This is a genomic window from Streptosporangium sp. H13245 (assembly GCF_055690525.1).
The window spans coordinates 80,701-100,839 of record NZ_JBSZKT010000029.1 but is presented as its reverse complement, the minus strand read 5'-3'; the positions used below and the strand labels follow the sequence as shown (position 1 = coordinate 100,839).

The following is a 20,139-nucleotide window of genomic DNA, read 5'->3' as shown; positions in this document are numbered from 1 at the left end:
CCTTAACCGGTTACCCGTCACTCACCCGCGCACAGGGCGGGGGCCTTCTGGTACGGGTAGACGTGGTCCAGCTCGTGGTCGGGCGGCAGGACGCAGCGGCGCTCACCGTGCTCGGTGTGCGGGCACCGGAGCGCGTCACTGCGGCGCGGCAGCGTCGCCGTCTCCTCGCTCCCGTCGGCGTCGGCGACGGCTGCTTCGTCAGTCATGGTGCGTGTCCTTCTGTGACATCCGGGCCGTGACGGCCGGGCGGTGAGCGACCTGGACGACGGCCCGCGCGAAGTGTGTCCGGGGAGGACGCGGAACGGACGTCGCGGGGGCGCCTCCCCGCCGACCGGCCACACGTGCGGTGCGGCGATCTATCTTCGCGAGTTCCGGATGTCCAGAACAAGTCATCGCCGTTGCTCCGTTTGATTGCTGCCAGGAATCGGCACCTGCGCGCCGAAGGCGCGGCGACCAGTCTTCCAGAGTTCCCCCCGGCCGCGCGAGTAGCGGAAGCGCGCGATCGTCAATCGCTCCCCCGCCGTTTCGGCTGCATTCCCCAGCTGTTTCGGTCACCTCGCCCCGCCCCGGGAGGAAGGCGTCCTCGGCCCTCGTACGATCACCGCGCGGCCGGTCCGACGGAGGCCCGGAAAAAGAAATCAAGCCCCATAACATCGCGATAGGGACTCTTTGGGAGATCCCTCCGTGCGCCTCTGGCCAATACCTTGACAGCACCCCTCACAAGGAGTGTCTATGTTACGTCGAGGTACCCTCCTGGCCGGCGCCACCACCGTGGCCCTGTACCTGGTCGCCACCGTGGCGCCCGCCGTCGCAGCATCCGCCCCCCCTGCCCCCCAGCCTCAGCCCGCGATGCTCGAGGCCCTCCAGCGCGACCTCGGCCTCACCGCCGAGCAGGCCGTCCAGCGCCTGGCCAACGAGCACCGCGCGGCCGCCTCCGAGGCCGCCCTGACCCAGGAGCTCGGCGCCGAGTACGCCGGCGCCTGGCTCAACGGCGACGCCTCCCAGCTCTCCGTGGCGACCACCGACGCCGCCGACGCGGGCGCCATCAGGGCCAAGGGCGCGCAGCCCGTGATCGTCGGCCGTTCCCTCGCCAACCTCGACGCCGTCAAGGCCAAGCTCGACGGGGCGTCGGCGGAGGCGAAGGCGGGTGCCTCCCTCTGGTACGTCGACGTCGCGACCAACAGCGTCGTGATCCAGGCCGGCAACCAGGCCGCGGGCGAGGCCCTCGCCGCCGCCGCGGGCGCCGACAAGAGCGCCGTGAAGGTGGCGCTCTCCACCGAGAAGCCCCAGGCCTTCATCAACCTCATCGGCGGCAACGCCTACTACATCGGCGGCAGCCGCTGCAGCATCGGCTTCTCCGCGCGTCGTGGCAGCGCCCCCGGCTTCGTGACCGCCGGTCACTGCGGCAGGGCGGGCAGCGTCACCAGCAGCCCGTCCGGCTCCTTCTACGGCTCGTCGTTCCCCGGTAACGACTACGCCTGGGTCTCCACCCCCGGCCACACCGTGACCCCCTACGTCCGCGGCTCCGGCGGCGCCAACGTCACCGTCCGTGGCTCCACCCAGGCGTCGGTCGGCTCCTCGATCTGCCGCTCCGGTTCCACCACCGGCTGGCGCTGCGGCACCATCCAGCAGCACGGCGCCACCGTGAACTACTCGCAGGGCTCGGTGAGCGGCCTGACCCGCACCAGCGCGTGTGCCGAGCCCGGCGACTCCGGCGGCTCGTTCATCTCCGGCAGCCAGGCCCAGGGTGTCACCTCCGGCGGCTCGGGCAACTGCAGCTCCGGCGGCACGACCTACCACCAGCCGGTCAACGAGATCCTCTCGGCGTACGGGCTGACGCTCGTCACCGGCTGATCTCCCCTCCTCACCAGCTGCTCCCCGTGAGCAACCCCCCGATGGCCGAGGAGGCCCGCTAGAAATGTCAAGGATCATTCGCTTCGGCGTCGCCCTCATCCTGGGGCTGGCCTTCCTGGTGACGGTCACCCCCGCCCAGGCAGCGCCCGCCCACGCGGCGGACGCCCGTACGGCAGCGGTTCGCGTGCTCAGGTACGACGCGAGCAGGGCCGCGGAGTTCCGATCCGCCGTGGACCAGGCGGCCCAGATCTGGAACTCCAGCGCCCCGAACGTACGGCTGGTGGCCGGCAGTCCCGCGGACTTCGTGGTGATCGCCGACAACGGCTGGCCCCGCGCGCAGCCCATCAGCCTGGGTCGCGGAACCGTGTGGATGGGACGACAGGCGACCGCGGAGGGTCACAACCCGCTGCGGATCGCCGCCCACGAGATCGGCCACATCCTGGGCCTGCCCGACCGGCGTACCGGTCGGTGCACGGACCTGATGTCCGGCGCGAGCGCGGGCACGAGCTGCACCAACGCGAACCCGAACGCGGCGGAAAGGGCCGAGGTCCAGCGTAACTTCGCCGGATTCAGCCCGGCGATCGACTTCGGTCGGATCTACGTCGACAGTCCGGAGCACGCGGCGTCCTAGACATCCGCGAGCACCTCGCCGGTCCGGCCGTCCCCTCGGCCGGGCCGGCGAGCCCGTTTCGGGGTGTCGGTAAAGCCAGGTACACGCGATTGAGTCCGCCCTGTTCAGCGGCGCCCTGCTGGTCGGCGGGGAGATGGCCGACGGCGTTTTCGAGATCGGCGCGGGTGGGCAGGGTGTAGCGGCGGGTGATGTCGAGCCGGGCGCGGCCGAGGAGTTCGGCGACGACGACGATGCCGACGCCCGCGCGCGGGAGGTTGGCCGCCAAGGCGATGCACACCTTCAGGAACCCTGCCCGCCGGGCCCCCTACCAGCCGAAGGATCCCCGGCGAACCCCGCGCGACATCTCTGACAAGACGTTCAACGAACTGTTCGCGGCCTTACCCGCGCACCGCGACCGCACGCCTCGGAACTCCTCGGCGTCAGCCAGGACCGGGTCAGCCCCGGTGACCAGAGGTAAGTGATGAGATCTTGTCGCACATCTCACCCGGCCACAGTGACAACATCAACTTCTTCGGCGTCATCACCGTCGAGGGTGAGCTGGCCAAACTCGGCACCACCGGGTGGCGCCCCTTGAGAGCCGCACGGCTCCATGACCTGACACCGGCTCCCTGACCTGAAAGGCGAGGGCGGTGATGGCCCAGGCAGCGTCCGGGCCATCGTCGCCGAGGTAAGGCAGCGCTAGGGCATGGCCACGGTGGTGCCGCTACTGACCGGCAAGGCCGTAATGGGCGGTGGTGGTGATGTGACCCACCAGGACCTAGGGGATCCCGCAGGACCCGGGGGATCCCGTCGGCGCCGCGGCGCCGACGGGATCGGAGTCGTCAACGCGTGTCAAAGGCCGTTCAGCAGGCGACAAGAGGGGCGGTGTCCCCGGCGTGCTGACGGCAGAATGCGGGGGGCGGAGTCGTGTCGGGCCCGGGAACGACGTGCACGATGATCGCACCGTCGTTGTAGGTCCGCGCACTCGCCGCTGCCCAGGCGGGATCGATGCGGGAAGCAGGGATCTTCCCCTCGGATCCCTCGGACGCGAAGCCTCTCCCCTCCTTCCGCGGCCAATCGATTGTGTAGCTCACCCGAAGGCCGCGTTCGCGAGCGATCCGCACGACCTCGGCTGCGCTTTTGTCCTCGACCGCCACCCCCGCCAGGACTTCACCCGGCAGCGTCGCGTCGACCGGCACCTCGTACCGCTCACCTGGCCGGGCCGGGCGGCCGAGCCTGAACTCCGCAGGCCCGGTCAGGTCCGCGCTGACACGCATGCTGCCCAGGCATCCCTCGACGCGCTCCTCGCATTCCGCGTGTTCGTACACGACGCGGCTCTGGTCGTTGTCCTTGCGAACGAGTTCGGCGTACGGGAACGGATCGCGGGGTGAGACGGGCACCATCGTCACTTTGACGTCCAGGCCGACCCTGCGAAACACTTTTCGCAGGTCGTCCGGGTTCGGGTCACCCTTGGTGAAGTAGAAGACGTAGTCGTTGCCGTCGCGGTCGATCGTCACCGCCTCCCCCGCGTACACCTCATCAGGAGTGCCGATCACCGCCGACGCGAGGGCGATGCCGCCCCCCAGCAGCGTGGCGGCGGCCGCACCGATCAGCAACCGCCATGCGCGCCGAGGTGGCCGCACCAGCCGCGGCTTCGCCCGTGCGGGCTGTGGCTCCATCGTGTAGATCTGAGCCAGGAGCGCGTCCGCCCCATTGGAGCGCGCGCTACCCGCCAGGTCCTCGTCCAGGACGGGTGCCTTGCCGCGGAGCATCTCGTCTTTCACCGTGTCTCCTTCCGAATGCGTATCCGGCCCGCGTGCACGGCCTGTGAGCCTGATTGTTGCAACGCTTCGGCGAAGCGTTTGCGTGCCCGGTGCAGGCGGATGCGTGCGGCGCCGCCCGAACATCCGAGCACCTTGGCGATCTCGCCTGAGCTGAGTCCCTCCCAGGCGGCCAGGGTGAGTACCTCGCGGTCGTCGTCGCTGAGCCGGTTCATCGCCTCGTCCACCGCGTCGAGTTCGTCCGGGCGAACACTGACGGCGTGCAGCCGCTCGGTCTCCGCCATGAACTCGGCGTGCCAGGCCGTCCTGCGCCGCTCTCCTCGGTGGTGGTTGGCCAGGATCTTGCGCGCCACGCCGTACAACCACATCCGGGCGCGGTCGCCGTCGGGTAGCTCAGCGACGCGCCGCCAGGCGATCAAGTACGTCTGTGCCACTACGTCTGCGGCATCCTCGGCGTTGACGCATCGACGCATGGCATAACCGAGGAGCGGTTCATACGTGCTGCGATAGACGGCCTCAAATCGGGCGCGGTCATCTTCATCCACATGTCATCCTTGCCGGTCGCGGACTTACACCCCACACGTGTCCGCACGCCCCTCAGGTGTTTCATCCCGGCTGAAACCACCTCAGAGTAGATCGGGCGGCAGGGCTCGGCCCTGGCCGAGGAACCCCGGGGGCAGCTCAGGACGGGCACGGACCCGACGAGGGCGATCAGGCTGCGCTCGTCCAGGAGGTCAACCGGCCGGACGGTTTTGCTGAGCAGAACGTAGTGGAAGGCCGCGCTGACCTGCGCCAGGGGGCGGGACCAGGCCAGCCGGTAGGCGGTGAGCTGGACCGAGGCGGCGGCCGGTCTTCCAGTCGACGACCTCGTAGCGGCCGTCGGAGACCTGGAACACCGCGTCCATCCGGCCACGGACCACCCGGTCGGCGATCATGGTCTCGAAGGGGACCTCGACGTCGGACGGCGAATCCCAGTCCGCCGTCGCCGCCGTCCGTGGCAGGGGTAACCGGTACACGCTCGCCAAGGCGGAGTATCTGATCGGTGGACTGGCGCGACGCGCTGCGGGCCCGGAAGACTGGACGCCGTACGCCGATCCCATCTTCTGGGCTGGCTTCCAGGTGCACGGTCGTTGACCGCTCAGCACAGAGGGGTTGTCAGCTCGTCGACGGCCACACCGGACCGGCTCCGCCTCCGGAAAAGCATCACGAGCTCCACCGGCGAAAACCCTTGCCCGCCCAGCACGAACTGCACCCGCGCGGCGAGGTCGAACCGGGCCCGAACAGCACTCCCCTGCGGCTTGCGCACCAGCATGAACAGCCGCTGCGGCCCGTTGATATCACGCTGCTCGGTGCGGTAGAAGCTCCACCCCGGACGGGTGCCACGCAGGTCGAAGGCGGCGATCCGGCCGGTGTACCGGATATGCTCGCGCATCCGTTCTCTGGAGGGCAGCGTCAGCGCGGCCGACACCGGCTCGAATTCGAAGGAGATTTCCGGCTTCAGTCCCGAGGTGACCGTCACCATCTCACTCTCCTCCGCCAGGATGGGGAACAGGTCGTACGCGATGGCCGTCCCGCCCGTCCCCTCGGTCTCCAGGCTGACCGCGAACCGGGCATCGGTGAACCGGCAGCCCGGGGCGGCGGTGAAGGAGCAGACCAACTCCACCTGGTAGAACTGGTATCCGGCGAGCTGGCGACGCAGAGCGGGCGGGGCGTCCTCGTTCGGCTCCACCTCATAGACGACGGGCTCTCCGATGGAGATGTGGCCTGGACGCGCGGAACGGGAGCGTCAGATCGGCCTGGCCGCCCTTGGTGGCATCCGGCCCCATTTCCTCGGCCAGCAACAGCACATCGAGCTCGGACAACCGCCCCTCCGCCACGAAAAGCGGTCGCTCCTTATCCACAGCAGGCGCCCCAGCAAAAAGGAACAGTATTCTCCCGATTCACGACATGGGCTTATCAGATTCCCTCCGAACAGTCCACCGACTGGCGCCGAGCCGGTTAATGGCCTGCCACCAGTAGCCCAGGTCCTGGCCCCTGGCGTAGGGCGCGCTGGGCGGCCTTGTGAGCGAGCGCGCCACGCAGCCGCATCTCCGCTGGCCAGCCGCCCGTGCATCAACGGGCCGTTGACACATGCCGCCGCCTCCGCTTCACATTTCCCTGGATAAGTGGGGTTATCCAGGGAGCTGAGGCTCGCACGAGGTTCTCGTCCGCGTCCACATCCGGACATGCCGCGACTCATGCGAAATGAGCACTGTCGAATGCGGCCCGGAAGCCGTCTCGCCCGGACGAGCAGGAGACCTCACCGTTTGAGCGGAACGTCACCGCACACTCCCTCTGCGTCGGATTTGGGCGTTCCGGTCCGGTTACCCAAAGAGGTTGAATGTGTACGCATACAGGATACTTTTATCTTAAACGTGGCCTTAAAGCCTTTATTTCCTCCTTATGTAGATCTTGCGCGTTTAAGTGATCTATGGGTAATTTCTGATCGTTTGCTTGTTGCGCGCTCCGAACCGTCGACCCCGGCCCCGCTGTGGGCCTGGTGGCGGGCTGGGGTAACGCGGGAGCGGTTGGCTCTCGCGCTGACTTGTTCGGAGGGTGACGGCGTATGCGCCGCAGTCTGTCGCGACCGCGTCCGATCGGCCGTAGAGCATGGCAGGTGGTAGCGGTCATCGCCGCGGCGATGCCGGGCCTGCTGCTGTTTCAGGCACTTCCGGCTTCGGCCGCGGCCACGGTGCGGCCGGTCGTGCTGGTTGACGGCGAACCGGTCACTCCTGAGCAGTTGACGGGTTCAGCGGCGGGTTTTCCGTCGCTGGTCGATTCGGCGGCCACGGCGACGACAGTGAAGGTGGCCCCTGACGGCAGCGTCAAGGGCGAAAAAAGGCCCCCGGGGTCGTTGTCGGCTGACGTCAAAGACGCTGTGCCTGCTAAGAAGTTCACCCGTTCCTCGCCGGGCAAGCTCGGTTCGGGGGTGTTGTCGCCGCAGGCTCGTGACAGCGCGTCGTTGATGGGCATGACGATCGCGAGCTACTACCCCGATGATCGATCCTCGGTGGACAGTCTCACTCCGGAGTTGCGTGCCTATGGCTACAACGGCGGCCTGGGAGGACCGTATTACGAGTACCAGTACAAGGTCTGCCTGTTGTTGGAGAATGGCAACCTCGGCGCCTGCACGCTGTCGGAATGGCGGAACATGTTCGACGCCGGGTGGAAGGTGCCGGCGGGCGCGCTGAAGTGGGGCAAGACGTACGTGTGGGAGGTGACGATCCGCGACACCACCACCCAGGAGACCGGCACCCGGTCGAATCTGAGCTTCCTCACCGCGGTGCGCCAGCCCGTGGTGAGCTCCCAGCTAGCCACCCGCGGCGCCAACGGCCAGGAGTTCCACCAGCTCGCGGGTAACTACACCACCACCTTCACCGACGCCTCTATTCCCACTGCGGGCCCGCCGTTGTCGGTGGTGCGCTCCTACAACAGTCTCGACGCACGCACCAACGGGATGTTCGGGGCGGGCTGGTCAACCCGGTTCGATATGAAGATCCAGCCCGAGGCCGGCACCCCGCAGTCGCTGCTGGTGACTTACCCTGATGGCCGTGTGCTGCGCTTCGGGCACAAACGCACCGCCGGGGGGATCACCTCTTTTCAGTCTCCGCCGGGCGTCAACGCCACGCTGGCCACCGTCGCAGGTGGTGGGTGGCGGCTGAAGGATTCCGCGTCAACCTCTTACGTCTTCGATGCCCAGGGGCGTTTGAGCACGTTGACCGACAGCCGGGGCCGGGCACAGAGCCTGGTGTATGACGCGGGTGGCAAGCTGGCCACGGTTACCGCGACCGGCGGCCGTTCTCTGGCTTTCACCTGGACCGGGGATCGTGTTACGGCGGTGTCCACCGCCCCGGTCGACGGTCAGCCGCTGCGGTGGACCTACATCTATGACGCTCAGCGTCTGAGCCAGGTGTGTGCGCCGGTGGCGGCGCCCAACTGCACCACTTACGGCTACACCACCGGATCGCGGTATCGGGGGGTCGTGCTCGATGACCGCCCGCTGGGGTACTGGCGGATGGGTGAGGTGCGCACCGTCAGCCATCCCGAAGGCTCCTACACGTGTTTTCCCGACGAGAGTGGCCAAAATGGCTGTACTCCCTTGCCCTTCGGGGTGCAGACCGCCAAGCCCGGCGCACTGACCGGGACCACGAACGCCTCCGCCAATTTCCAAGGTAGCGGTACCTCCTCAGGGATCGAGGAGTGGGGGCTGTTTCCCAAGCTGGGTAAGAGCATGTCGGTGGAGTCGTGGTTCAAGACCACCAACTCGGGTTTCATCTTCTGGGCCGGGGGCGGCGGCTGGGACCCTGCCTCGCCTGGTTACGGGGTTCCTGGCCTGTATGTGGGTACCGACGGCAAACTGCGCGGGCTACTGGATTCGATGATGGAGGGCACCCCCACCCCCGTCACGTCAGCGCAGGTGGTCAACGACGGCCAGTGGCACCACGCGGTGATCACCGCAGGTGCCGGGGTGACGAAGCTGTATGTCGACGGCGCCGCGGCTGGATCAGCCAATCTGGGGGTGGAGTCGATGAGCTGGATGGGCAGCACCGTCATCGGCAGTGGCGCCGCCGACTCATCACTGCCTGGCTCCCCGGCGGGCCGCCCTAATCCCACGGAGTTCGGCTTCAAGGGAGTCATTGACGAGGTCGCCGTCTACGACCAGGTACTCAGCCCCGCACAGGTCAGCGCTCACTACGCCGCCCGCGCCGAAGCGCCGTTCAAGCTGAACACGATCACGCTGCCCTCGGGGCGCCAATGGATGTCGACTGCCTACAACCCGGCCAACGACCGGGTCGCCACCCACGTCGACCAGCACGGCGGCACCTGGAAACTCGGCGAGCCCACCTACTCCTACGACTCCGTCGAGTCCACTGAGCTGATGACGGTCTCGGTGACCGACCCCAACAACAACACCCTCAAATATGCTCACGACGCCTGGCGCGACCACCGCCCGGTCAGCAGCACTGACCAGCTGCTCAAAGTCACCAAGTACGAGTACGACACCGGCGGCTTCACCACCAAGATCACCGACCCCAACAGCGTCGTCACCGAGCAACTCAACGACGAACACGGCAACCCCGTCCAGGTCAAGACCTGCCGGGCAACGGGAAGCTGCCAGAGCACCTACCGGGAGTTCTACCGCAACAGTGCCGATGAGTTCGACCCGCGCAATGACCAGGTGACCGTCAGCCGCGACGCCCGATCCGCCCACTCCTTCGACGCCACCTACGCCACCAAATGGGAGTACACCCCTCAAGGGGAGGTGACCAAGCAGACCACTCCGGCCACCTCGGATTTCCCCGCTGGCCGCTCGACCAGCACCACTTACACCGACGGTACCGAACCAGCCATCGGCGGCGGCACCACTCCAGCTGGGTTGCTGAAGGTGGTCAAGGATCCCAAACTCAACGAGACGACCTACCGCTACAGCGCTGCCGGAGATTTGGCTGAGCAGACCAGCCCGTTGGGGCTGGTGACTAAGTTCGCTCATGACGGGGTGGGCCGGGTGGCCTCGCGAACCGAGGTGTCGGCAGCTCATCCCACTGGTATCACTACGACGTTCACCTACGACGGGCTCGGACGCCTGCTGACGCAGACCGCTCCGGGGATGAAGAACGAGGTCACCAACGTCACCCACACCACCAAGACCGTCTACACCTACGACCCGGACGGCAACAAGCTCACGGAGACGGTGTCGGATCTGACCGGTGGTGATCCGGCGCGCATCATCACCTACACCTACGACGGCAAGGGGCGGGCGGAGACGGTCACCAACCCCGAGGGCGGCGTGACCCGCTCCAGCTGGGATGTCACCGGTGCTCTGGCCTCGACAACCGATCCGGTGGGCACCGTCTTGACCTACGCCTACACCAAGCGCGGCGAACCGGCCTCCGTGACGCTGAAGAACTGGACCGGCAGCCCGGTCACCCCACAGACAGCGCAGGATGTGGTGCTGCAGGCGCTCTCCTATGACGACGGGGGACGTTTGTACGGGCAGGTGGACGCGATGGGCCGCAAAACTCGCTACACCTACTTCACCGACAACCGCCTGTCCCAGGTGATCGGTGATGACGTCCGCCTGAACGATTCGGCCACGACGACGGACGTGGTGCTGGAAGACAACACCTACGACGCGGCCGGCAACCTCACCAAGCGGGTCAGCGGCGGCGGCAAAGTCACTGTCCAGTCCGTCTACGATGCCGCGAGCCGCCTCACCTCCACCACGTTCGACCCTGCCACCCTCGGGCGCAAAACCGCTTTCGAATACGACGCGGCCGGCAACGTCACCAAGAAGACCTCCACCGCGGCCGGTACCACCCGCGTCGAATCCGCCTCCTATCTCCATAACGCGTTGAACCAGGTGACCCGGCAGACCGTGGAGAACGGCGCCGAGGACCTGGTCTCCACCAGCGTCTACGACGACCGTGGCCTGCTGAGTGCGGCCACCGACCCACGCGGCAACGCCTCCGGCGCCACGCCCGCGGACTTCACCGCCACGATGCGCTACGACCTCGCCGGTCGACTGATAGAAGCCAAATCAGCGCAGGTGACGATTGAGAAGAACGGCGCCACCGCCGCTGCCGGGCGGCCCACCGTCAGGTACGGCTACAACAGCGCGGGCCAGCAGACCCACATCGTCGATGCCGAGGGGCGCACCACCACTCTCGCCTTCGACAAGGCCGGGCGCCTGGCCTCGACCACGGGTGCGTCCTACACCCCGCCGGGCGGCGGCGCGATCACCCCCACCGTCAGCTTCGGCTACGACGCGGCCGGGCGGCAGACCACGGTCACCGACCCGCGCAACCACGTCACCTCCACCGTCTACGACGCCTTGGGGCGGCCGGCCAAGGTCACCGAACCCGGTCCGTCCGGACCGGGCGGCGCCTGGGTGGCCGAATACGACCTGCTGGGTGAGCAGCTCGCGGTGATCGACCCCACCGGCGCCCGGAACGAGGCCACCTACGACGGCCTCGGCCGGCAGATCACCCAGACCGTGATCGAGCGCAAGCCCACCACCGCGGCGCACATCACCAAGCTGACCTACGACGCTGCGGGCAACCTCACCAAGAGCGTCGCCCCCGGTGACAAGACCACCACCTATGAGGTCAACGCCGCCGGGGAGGTCACCGCCACCGTCGCCCCCGCGACCCCCACCTCCACTACCCCGGCCAGCCGCACCACCAGCTTCGGCTACGACCTGATGGGCCGGCAGACCAAGGTGACCGACGCGCTCGGCAACGCCACCGAGGCCACCTATGACCTCGCCGGCCGCAAGACCGCCGCCAAGGACCTCACCGGCACCAGTACGGTACGCACCGTCGACTTCGGCTACGACCTGGCCGGTAACCCGATCAGCACCACCTCCGGCGAGGGGTACATCACCCAGCGCACGTTCGACGCCGCAGGACGACTGACCTCCCTGATCGAACCGGTCACCGCGACCTCGTCGATCACCTCAACGTTCGGCTACGACGCGAGCGGGGCACGCACCCGCACCACCGACGGCCGTGGCAACGCCACCTGGACCACCTACAACGCTCTTGGTTTGGTGGAGTCGGTCATTGAACCCTCCACCACCGCCCACCCGAACGCCGCCGATCGGACCTGGACCAGCGTCTACGACGCTGCGGGCAACGCCACCGCCACCGTGCAGCCGGGCGGAGTGCGCATCGATCGCACCTTCGACCACCTGGACCGGATGACCGCGGAGGTCGGCAGCGGAGCCGCGATGGCTACCGTGAACCGCGCGGTCACCTACGACACCGCAGGCCGGGTCACCGCGATCGGTGACTACACCGTGGAGTACAACGACCGTAGCCTGCCGACCAAGGTCTCCAAGGCCACCAACCCGGTCGCCACCTACGCCTACGACGCGGCGGGTAACACCACCCAGCGCGTCGACCCGACCGGCACGGCCACCTACACCTGGGATGCCGCCGACCGGCTCAACACCGCCTCCGACCCGGTGACTGGGCGCACCTGGACCTACGGCTACGACAACGCCAACCGGCTCACCAGCAAAACCTCCGCCAACCCGGTCGGCACCCAGACCTACGGCTACGACACCATGAACCGGCTTACCTCCCAGACGGTGAAGAACAGCTCCGGCACCGAACTGTCAAAGATCGTCTACGGGTGGGACAAGGACGACAACCTCACCACCAAGACCACCACCGGCACCGCCGGAGCCGGGGTCAACACCTACGCCCACGACCGCTCCGGACGGCTGACCTCCTGGACCGCGCCCGGCGGCGCCGTCACCGCCTACGAGTGGGACGCCTCCGGCAACCGCACCAAGGCCGGCAGTCAGACCTTCACTTACGACCAGCGCAACCGGCTCACCTCCGGCGCCGGAGTCGACTACACCTACACTCCCCGCGGCACCACCGCCACCGAAACCAAGGCGGGCGTCACCCGCAACCTGGCCTTCGACGCCTTCGACCGGCTCGTCTCCGACGGTGAGGCCAGCTACGGCTACGACGCCCTGGACCGGATGACCTCTCGTACCGCCGGCTCCGTTCAGCAGCGCTTCACCTATTCGGGGCTGAGCAACGACCTCGTCACCGTCGCCGACGGCGCCAACACCACCCTGGCCAAATACGGCCGTGACCCGTTCGGCGGTCTGCTCAGCCTGCAGGAAGGCGCGGGACCCGCGCTCGGTGTGATGAACGACCTGCATGGCGACGTAGTGGGCACCTTCTCGGCCACCGCCCTGGTCGACTCGGTCGCCTACGACCCCTTCGGCGAGGTCACCCACCGCACCGGCACCGCCCGCACCGTGGGCTACCAGGGCGAGTACACCGACCCCGACACCGGCAAGGTCAACATGCACGCCCGCTGGTACCAGCCCGGCACCGGCACCTTCGCCTCCCGCGACACCGCTACCCTCAACCCCGACCCATCGGTCCAGGCCAACCGCTACACCTACGCCAACGCCGACCCCCTCACCCACACCGACCCCACCGGCCACGCCTCAATTGTGATCAACAACCCCATACCGTCCCCACCCCCGAAGGGCGACCCGTCCACCCCGGTGTACTACGCCTGGCCCAACCAGCCGTGCTGCCTTTACCCCCAGTTCACCGACGAAGACCAAATGAAAGAATGGGAAAGGCTCTGGGGCGACTACTCGCGAACACCGCTACTCAAGGACGAAGAAGCCAAAAGATTGGGCGTTCTTCCCAACGGCAGGCCCATGCCCAAGGGCATGAAAGACGACTTCTGGAACGCGAACGCGGACGCGCAGGAGGAATTCCTGCTGCTGTACAACGTCAGGCAGATGTACAGCACAGAAGTCACCGACGACGACATAGTTTTTCAGTGGGTGCTGCTCAATCCTCCAACAACTTCGCCAACGTCGCCTGGCGCACCCCCCGCTTCACCGGATGGCGACGGACAGCGGGTGGATTGCAGGAAGATGCACTCGAAGAAGACCTGTCAAGCATTGCAGGACGCCGCAAAAAAGGTCCTTCTTCTACAGGAATTCAACAAAGAGTGCGCCACGCTCACCATAAAAACATTCGCCGCAAAGTTCGATAAATGTGTAAATTATTTAGGCTACCTTGGAATTGATACAAGTAAAATCACGGTGTCCACGGGGAAGCGTGGACTGGATGCATTTCTCAAGTTCATCTCCCCGCTGGTAGGCCCTACCGAAGGGATTGTGAATCTATTTTTTGAAGACGCGATGGGTTGCGTTGAGGGCGACGCGATCGCGTGCACGCTTATGGCCGCTAATTTCGTAACCCCTCCTGCTCGCGCGGTCGCCGCAATAGCTAAAATTGGGAAAGCCGCCCCAATAGTCGGAAAAGCCTTTAATAAGGCAGTTGCGGCGTGCCGGCGAAGCAGCTTCCTTCCAGGCACCAAGACACTCATGGCTGACGGTTCCCTCAAACCGATCGAAGAAGTAAGGGTCGGAGATAAGGTTCTGGCCACCGACCCCGAAACTGGTGAAACAGGAGCCAGGTCCGTTATCGCCCTCATCACGAGCGAGGGTGTCAAGAATCTGGTGCAAGTCACTGTCGACACCGACGGGGCCAAGGGCATCAAAACCGGTGCGGTCATAGCCACCGACAATCACCCATTCTGGGTTACTGAGCTGCAAGACTGGCGAACAGCTGGAGAGCTGCGGCGGGGCCAGTGGCTGCGGACCAGCTCGGGAACCTACATCCAAGTCGCCGATGTCGCTCGGTGGACGGTTGCTGACCAGCGCGTCCACAACCTTACGGTAGACGACCTTTCCACCTATCATGTGGTGGCGGGGAACGCCAATATTCTTGTCCATAACGACAACCCCATACCGCCAATCATCCAGGATATGCTCAAGCAAATCATGAACGGGACGCTAAAGCAGCGCATAAGTAATAACAAGCCGGATGTTTTCGAGAATCTCGGCGGAGTCAGAAAGGGGATCTGGTGGAAGGGTGCAAAAATTTATGGCATCGAAGGAAATAATGACTATCGAATCCTCGTAAAGGATGGCAGATATGCTTGGATCGGCCCGAAGGGAGGAAAGAGAGGCAATGGGCACGACTACAATAAGATCATGGATCTATGCTGATAATTCTTACATGGGAAAGGGATAATTTTGAACGAAGAGTTGGCCGCAAGGCTGATGTTGGGCTTTGGTCTGAGACTTGTTGGCGTCAAACGTGGGACGGGTATCCCTACCTTTATCGCGGGAATGGTGACATCTTGCGGCCAGGAGGAGGGGCGACGCGACCGGGTTGTCGAACTTGATGACCCTGATCGTGCCGCGAAGTTCAATGCCGACTGGTACGCAATGGCAACCGAGTTCGGGCTTTTCTCGACAGATCGCCGCTTCCTGGTTTCCCTCAGTCCTGCCATCGATCCAGCCTTCGACCAGGCTCGTGAGAAAACCGATGACTGGGAAGATCCCGCCTGGTGGGAATCGGTGTGGATACTAGTGGAACTGCTAAATGATTGGGATCTTGCAGGTGCAGGAGCAGAATCTCGCGTTCTGGGCTCGGGATACGGTTACCCGTCATTTGTCATGTCCGCCGTGGATGGATCAGTCTTCGTCGTAGGAACAGTATGGCAGGACAGTATTGGAGTAGCTGTCTTGCCCACGCCTTACTGCTCGCCGACTCTTCGAGACTCAGCCCGCAAGAGCCTTGGCTCGCGGACAGCCTCAGAGAACGAAGACCTGGCAGTTTGGTTGGCCCGCGGCAAAGAGTGCACTTAATGAAGTTTGTCAGCAAAGGGACCACTCTAGAAACTCTACGTGCTCATCGAGAGGTCTCCGCTACAGCACCCGCAGGGCACCATCACCAGCGAGCGGGGGCTCGCGTCCACATGGGCCACCGTTTCCGACCTCAGGCAGTAGCGGCACTCTAGGAACACGGCGACCGCGGAGTCCGATCAGATGCGGTGCTCCCACACCGGCGGCGGCTCGGCTCGCGGCGGGGGAGGTTCGGCAGGCTCGTGCTCGGCACCGACCCAGCCCCGGCCGTGGCAGAACCGGCACGCGATCCGCAGTCGGCCCAGCCGCTGGCCGCCCATGCCCTCCGCATTCGGGGCAGGTGATCGGGTCGCTCATCACCGCCCCGTCCCGGCGCACGCGGTACACGCCACCCAGACGCTCTGCTTCTGGCCGCTGCCGTTGCGGTCGATCTATTCGCCACCCGCACCCAGGCAGGTACCGCAGATCGGCGGGTCCTCTTGCTCCTCGCCATACCTCGACGCTACGCCGCCCCAAGAACCACGTCAGGTCCTTCCCGGTCCCCTTACCTGCCTTTTTCCCCGCCCTGAAGCGCAGGGGACTGGACCATCCTCCCGCCTTTTGTGATGTAGATTCATTTTCTCGTTTCGAGTCGCGTGGTCGTCGTGGTGGCCCATAAGGCGGTCGGCGATTGCGGCGGTCAAGGCCACGGGGCAAGCGCAGCGCAGCCCAGGGGCCTTGAGGGCCGCGAAGCCGACAGCCATACTTCGGGCCGCGACTACCACGTTCCTGGCCAAGGGGCGGCCCCCATACCCACATTAAGTGGATCTTGAAGGCCGAGAGGTGGGTAGCCGTCCCCTGATTGCTTTTAACCTGCGTGCCGACGAGCGGCGCCCGGAAGGCGGGTGATGCTGCTTTGGGTCCTGCCCATGCGGATCCGGCGCCAGGACGTTGTCCAATAGGTCAGGTCCTCTTCGCTGCCTCCGCAGCCGTGAATGAAGGCCGTGACGACTTTGAGCGAGGGCAGGCGGGCGGGCTTGTTGACGTCGAGCGCCTCGCACAGGGTGCTGGCTCCTACGGTCCTGCCCGCGTTGATGGCGATCTCCCGGTAGGACGGCTCGCCGGCCCAAATCTGGAAATCCCTCATCAGTTCAAGGAGTTCCTCCTTGGTGGTGGCCGTCAACGGGTCCGGCTTCAGTCCGTATCCGAACGCGTCTTCACGCAACCGGTGCAGGGAGTCCTTCTCCTGGAAAGCAGTTCCCGCGTGGACACCGCCGGGGTGAGGGGCGAGAGGATCGGAATTCTCTGTCTCGGGGTTTTCGATCTCGGAAGGCTGTTCCGAGCGCAGTTGAAGATCCCTGAGCCGTTCCCAGGAGTATCGGATATCGAATCGCAGCATGGGAACGGCTTCGCACGCTTCCACTATGCTCTCGAGCGTCTCCTTGCGGGGGATCATGCGCCCGCTCATCATGGCCGACAGCGTGCTCGCCGGTATCCGTGCCTGGGTGGCTATCTGGCTCGGAGTCAGGCCGCTGCCCAACATCGCCTGCTGGAGCAGGTTGCCCAGCACGTTTTGTTCCATCGCGAAGGTGTGCTCAGCAGCGAGCTTCGGCAGGCTCACCGAGGGGTTCGGATCCATCAAAGGGCCTTTGATGGATCTGCGGCGGGCTTGGTGAGCTGGAGCACCACACCGGTCATGGTGGTGATCACCAGCAGGGTCACCTCGATGGCCATGCCGAGGAGATGGGCCGCGATCACGAAGATCAGCAAGACAACGATGAAGACCAGTCGCCACACCGGGAAGTCTTCGGTGTGGGGGGTGCGGGTGCAGGGCGGCGCGTACACGCGCAGCACCACCTTTCATGGGCTCTCATGCCTGACCAGGCAGGGATACGGGAGGAAGCGCGGCCTGGGGTTGCAGCCCTCATCTGGCCTCGCGTGCAAGTCATGATGCCGCACAGCCCGAGGCAAATCCGCCCTTCCAGGGAATCGAACAAATAGGATAAAAGCTCTCATTTTCTGCTAACGACGCTTTTGCTGCTTCAGATCTGCCCATCGCCGTCCGCTGCCCATCGAAGGTGTTCGGTGGCGTTCGGCAGCGTTCAAAGGTGCTCGGCCCCCCTGAGGCACTGCCCGGGGCCAGCACAATGACGTCATAACAGGAACATCGCAGCTGAGCTCGGTGTTGTCTGCTCTGTCTCGCTTCGGCGGGACCCTTTGATGTCGCTCTTGTTTTGACCAGGCAGGGTGTCAGAGGACCGCGGGGGTTCGCCATTGCAGTGGCGAACCCCCGCTTCACGCTCCCGCAATCACCGGTGAGCTCACGCACCTGATCCGCGCCCGCAGGGGAGTCCGGAAACTTCCAGGAACTTCGCCGTCGTGGGTCACAGACCCAACCCTGGGCGGGGGCTTTTGGTGGTGGGTGGGCGGTAGGTGGGTGTCCGGCGGGCGGAGCGGGCGACCTGGCGCTGCTGCGTTTCGGCGTGCTCGCGGGCCTGCTCGTTTCGGGCGCGGACCCGCTTGGCTGCGGCCGGATCTTGGCGGGCGAAGTCTTGGTCGCGCCGCACCTCCTGGTCGATCCCGTGGCGGTGGTCGCGCTCGGCGACCAAATCAGCCAGCAGGCGAGTGGTGCGCTCGTGCTGGCCGGCGGGGGAGGCGGCGATGGTGCGGAAGCTGAGCCGGGTGGCTGCGACGCGTTGGCGGTCGGCCAGGCCCGGCATCACCCGCTCCACGCGCTCGACGATCGTCTTGTTCAGCACCTTGGCGAAGGACGTCGAGTCGCCCAAGAGGCGGCGGCGCGCCTGCAGATCGGCCACCCTTGAAGAGGCGGGCGGCGTGCAGTGCGGCCTGTTCGACGCGGGCGGCGGCTTCGGCGCGGCGGGCGGCCCTGGTCATCGCCTGGGAGACCTCCTGCAGCCGCTCTTGGAGCCGGGTGCGCCGGCTGCTGGGCAACAAGGCGCGCAGCCCGCTGTTCTTCTCGGCCAGCGCCGCCCGCGGCCGAGCAACGCGCTGCTGAGCGCGCTGGTAGGTGCCCTGGGCGTCTTGGCGCCGATCGCCAGCGGTATGGGCTTGGTCCAGGCGCTCGCATTCATCGGTGAGCTCGGTCTTCACCCGGGCGCCGATGGCGGCGACCTGGTCGGCCTCCTCGCGCTCGCGGCGCCGTTGCTGGGCGACCTGCTCGGCCAGGGTCGTCGCGTGGGCGGTCGTCTCGATGCGCGCCCGCAGGGCCGCATCGCTGAGCAGGCCGTACGGGTGATCGGGGCGGGTGACCTCATCCAGCGCCACGCGGGCGGCCACCACCAGGGCCGCCTCGGCCTCGATGGCCGCCAGTTCGCGGGCCCGCACCGCGGCGATCGGCTCGTGAGGAGATCGTCGGTGCGATCGTCCTGCAAGGTGGCGGCGTAGGCGCGTGAACATCGGACTCCCCGGTGCCATCTGATGCCGTTGCCGGGTTGAGTCTCAAGTGAGGTGAGGCCTCATAGTCGTTCACGCACTCATCTGTTCCTAGGCTTGGGGAGTTGCCAATGACTGCTGCGCGTACCCGTTGTTGGTCGTCAGCTCAGGTCATGTCCTTTGGCGGCGTCGGCGTCTGCCCTGAGCGGCTGGTCCGGGGGCAGGCCGGGCATGCGGTGCCGGTCGATGAGTCGGGCTGGACCGCGTGAACGTCGACGGCCTTTACACGATCGGCCAGGTGGCCCGACTCACCGGGCTGCCGGTGCCGACGATTCGCTTCTACTCCGACGAAAGACTGGTGCCGCCGGTCGGCCGGTCACCCGGTGGATACCGGCTCTATGACGACGAGGCGCTGTGCCGTCTCGAACTCGTCCGGACGCTCCGTGATCTCGGTGTCGATCTTGCGACGGTCGCGCAGGTGCTCACGGATGCGCAGAGCCTGGCCGACGTCGCCGGTCAGCAGGTCGCGGCTCTGGAGACCCAGATCCAGACCCTGCGGGTACGGCAAGCTGTGCTGCGCTACGTCGTCACTCATGGCGCGGACGCGGCCGGAATCGCGCGCGCCAACCGGCTCGCCCGGCTGACCGCTGAGCAGCGCCGTCAGATGGTGACCGGCCTCACGGGCGAGGCGACTCGCGGGCTTGACATGGAGCCCGGCTTCGCCGCGTACCTGCGATCGATGCTGCCCGATCTGCCGGATCACCCCACGGCCGAGCAGATCGAGGCATGGCTGGAGCTGGCTCACCTCGTCAGTGACCCCTCCTTCCTGGAAAACGTTCGTCGGGCGTTTGAGCGACACGCCGCCGACCGTTCCTCCGGTGCCGAACACGGCGACCCGGAGAGTTGGCGACAGGCCGAGCGGGCCGTCGTGGACCTGGTCGGCGGGGCCATGGCCGACGGTATCTCTCCGACCTCTGTGCCGGCCCAGGCCATCGTGGAGGAGCTGGTCGCCGCATTCGCCGCCGCGCACCGGCGCGACGATGACGCCGAGTTCCGGATCTGGCTTGCCGAACGCGTCCGCATCGGGGCAGATCCCCAGGTCTCGCGGTATTGGCGTCTGCTGGCCTTGATCAACGGCTGGCCCCCCAAATCCGATCCGGTGCCGGCGGCCCGCTGGTTCCTCACCGCGCTCGAGGTGGCCGTCGGCATCTCAACCGATTGCTAGGTTCTTACCCCCGGCCGGCCACCCTCTCGGCGCCGCTGGCGCAAGACCCCGCCCT

Annotated in this window: 15 protein-coding genes and 1 pseudogene; 7 read left to right on the top strand and 9 right to left on the bottom strand. The window is 66.2% G+C overall.

Translation table 11 applies throughout. From position 1 onward, the window contains the following. Window positions 1-17: 17 nt before the first annotated feature. Entirely contained in the window at window positions 18-206 is a 189-nt protein-coding gene (locus tag ACW9TB_RS29805) for a hypothetical protein (RefSeq protein WP_472751402.1), read from the bottom strand. Between the two features lie 526 nt (window positions 207-732). Between ACW9TB_RS29805 and ACW9TB_RS29800 the strand changes: the two genes are divergently transcribed. From ACW9TB_RS29800 to ACW9TB_RS29790, 3 genes are all read left to right on the top strand, one after another. Then, complete coding sequence (locus ACW9TB_RS29800; protein ID WP_472751401.1) at window positions 733-1,854, top strand: S1 family peptidase; 1,122 nt, start codon at window positions 733-735, stop codon at window positions 1,852-1,854. 64 nt (window positions 1,855-1,918) lie between these two features. Beyond that, window positions 1,919-2,485: a snapalysin family zinc-dependent metalloprotease gene (locus tag ACW9TB_RS29795; RefSeq protein ID WP_472751400.1), complete on the top strand. Its 567-nt coding sequence runs from the start codon at window positions 1,919-1,921 to the stop codon at window positions 2,483-2,485. Between the two features lie 468 nt (window positions 2,486-2,953). Beyond that, the gene (locus tag ACW9TB_RS29790; RefSeq protein WP_472751399.1) at window positions 2,954-3,097 is read left to right on the top strand and encodes a hypothetical protein; all 144 of its coding nucleotides are present in this window, start codon (window positions 2,954-2,956) and stop codon (window positions 3,095-3,097) included. Between the two features lie 230 nt (window positions 3,098-3,327). On the opposite strand, the gene ACW9TB_RS29785 is transcribed toward ACW9TB_RS29790, so the two are convergent. The 4 genes and pseudogenes from ACW9TB_RS29785 to ACW9TB_RS29770 form a co-directional block, all read right to left on the bottom strand. Next, window positions 3,328-4,248, bottom strand: coding sequence for a hypothetical protein (locus ACW9TB_RS29785; protein ID WP_472751398.1), 921 nt, complete (start codon window positions 4,246-4,248; stop codon window positions 3,328-3,330). Then, window positions 4,245-4,790 carry an RNA polymerase sigma factor gene (locus ACW9TB_RS29780; RefSeq protein ID WP_472751397.1) on the bottom strand — a complete coding sequence of 182 codons (546 nt, stop codon included), beginning with the start codon at window positions 4,788-4,790 and terminating at the stop codon, window positions 4,245-4,247. Before ACW9TB_RS29780 ends, ACW9TB_RS29785 begins: the two co-directional genes overlap by 4 nt. Before the next feature lie 143 nt (window positions 4,791-4,933). Further along, window positions 4,934-5,225 (bottom strand): annotated as a pseudogene (locus ACW9TB_RS29775) (PD-(D/E)XK nuclease family protein); the annotation flags it as partial. A 158-nt stretch (window positions 5,226-5,383) separates the two neighbouring features. Then, complete coding sequence (locus ACW9TB_RS29770) at window positions 5,384-5,974, bottom strand: hypothetical protein (RefSeq protein ID WP_472751396.1); 591 nt, start codon at window positions 5,972-5,974, stop codon at window positions 5,384-5,386. A 927-nt stretch (window positions 5,975-6,901) separates the two neighbouring features. Here ACW9TB_RS29770 and ACW9TB_RS29765 point away from each other — a divergent pair. Continuing rightward, the gene (locus tag ACW9TB_RS29765; protein WP_472751395.1) at window positions 6,902-14,845 is read left to right on the top strand and encodes an RHS repeat-associated core domain-containing protein; all 7,944 of its coding nucleotides are present in this window, start codon (window positions 6,902-6,904) and stop codon (window positions 14,843-14,845) included. Window positions 14,846-14,872: 27 nt separating this feature from the next. After that, a complete protein-coding gene (locus tag ACW9TB_RS29760; protein WP_472751394.1) occupies window positions 14,873-15,490 on the top strand; it encodes a hypothetical protein in 618 nt (205 codons plus the stop codon). A gap of 176 nt (window positions 15,491-15,666) precedes the next feature. Here the strand turns inward: ACW9TB_RS29760 and ACW9TB_RS29755 are convergent, their stop codons facing one another. The 4 genes from ACW9TB_RS29755 to ACW9TB_RS29740 form a co-directional block, all read right to left on the bottom strand. Beyond that, window positions 15,667-15,807 (bottom strand): hypothetical protein, encoded by a 141-nt coding sequence (locus ACW9TB_RS29755; RefSeq protein ID WP_472751393.1) that lies wholly within the window; start codon window positions 15,805-15,807, stop codon window positions 15,667-15,669. 527 nt (window positions 15,808-16,334) lie between these two features. Continuing rightward, window positions 16,335-17,105: a helix-turn-helix domain-containing protein gene (locus ACW9TB_RS29750; RefSeq protein ID WP_472751392.1), complete on the bottom strand. Its 771-nt coding sequence runs from the start codon at window positions 17,103-17,105 to the stop codon at window positions 16,335-16,337. Continuing rightward, entirely contained in the window at window positions 17,105-17,320 is a 216-nt protein-coding gene (locus ACW9TB_RS29745; protein WP_472751391.1) for a hypothetical protein, read from the bottom strand. The genes ACW9TB_RS29750 and ACW9TB_RS29745 overlap by 1 nt, the downstream gene beginning before the upstream one ends. Before the next feature lie 530 nt (window positions 17,321-17,850). Further along, window positions 17,851-18,282, bottom strand: a complete 432-nt coding sequence (locus tag ACW9TB_RS29740; RefSeq protein WP_472751390.1) for a hypothetical protein — start codon at window positions 18,280-18,282, stop codon at window positions 17,851-17,853. A 19-nt stretch (window positions 18,283-18,301) separates the two neighbouring features. Between ACW9TB_RS29740 and ACW9TB_RS29735 the strand changes: the two genes are divergently transcribed. Next, window positions 18,302-18,871: a hypothetical protein gene (locus ACW9TB_RS29735; protein WP_472751389.1), complete on the top strand. Its 570-nt coding sequence runs from the start codon at window positions 18,302-18,304 to the stop codon at window positions 18,869-18,871. Between the two features lie 253 nt (window positions 18,872-19,124). Then, window positions 19,125-20,084, top strand: coding sequence for a MerR family transcriptional regulator (locus ACW9TB_RS29730; protein ID WP_472751388.1), 960 nt, complete (start codon window positions 19,125-19,127; stop codon window positions 20,082-20,084). The last annotated feature ends 55 nt before the right edge of the window (window positions 20,085-20,139 follow it).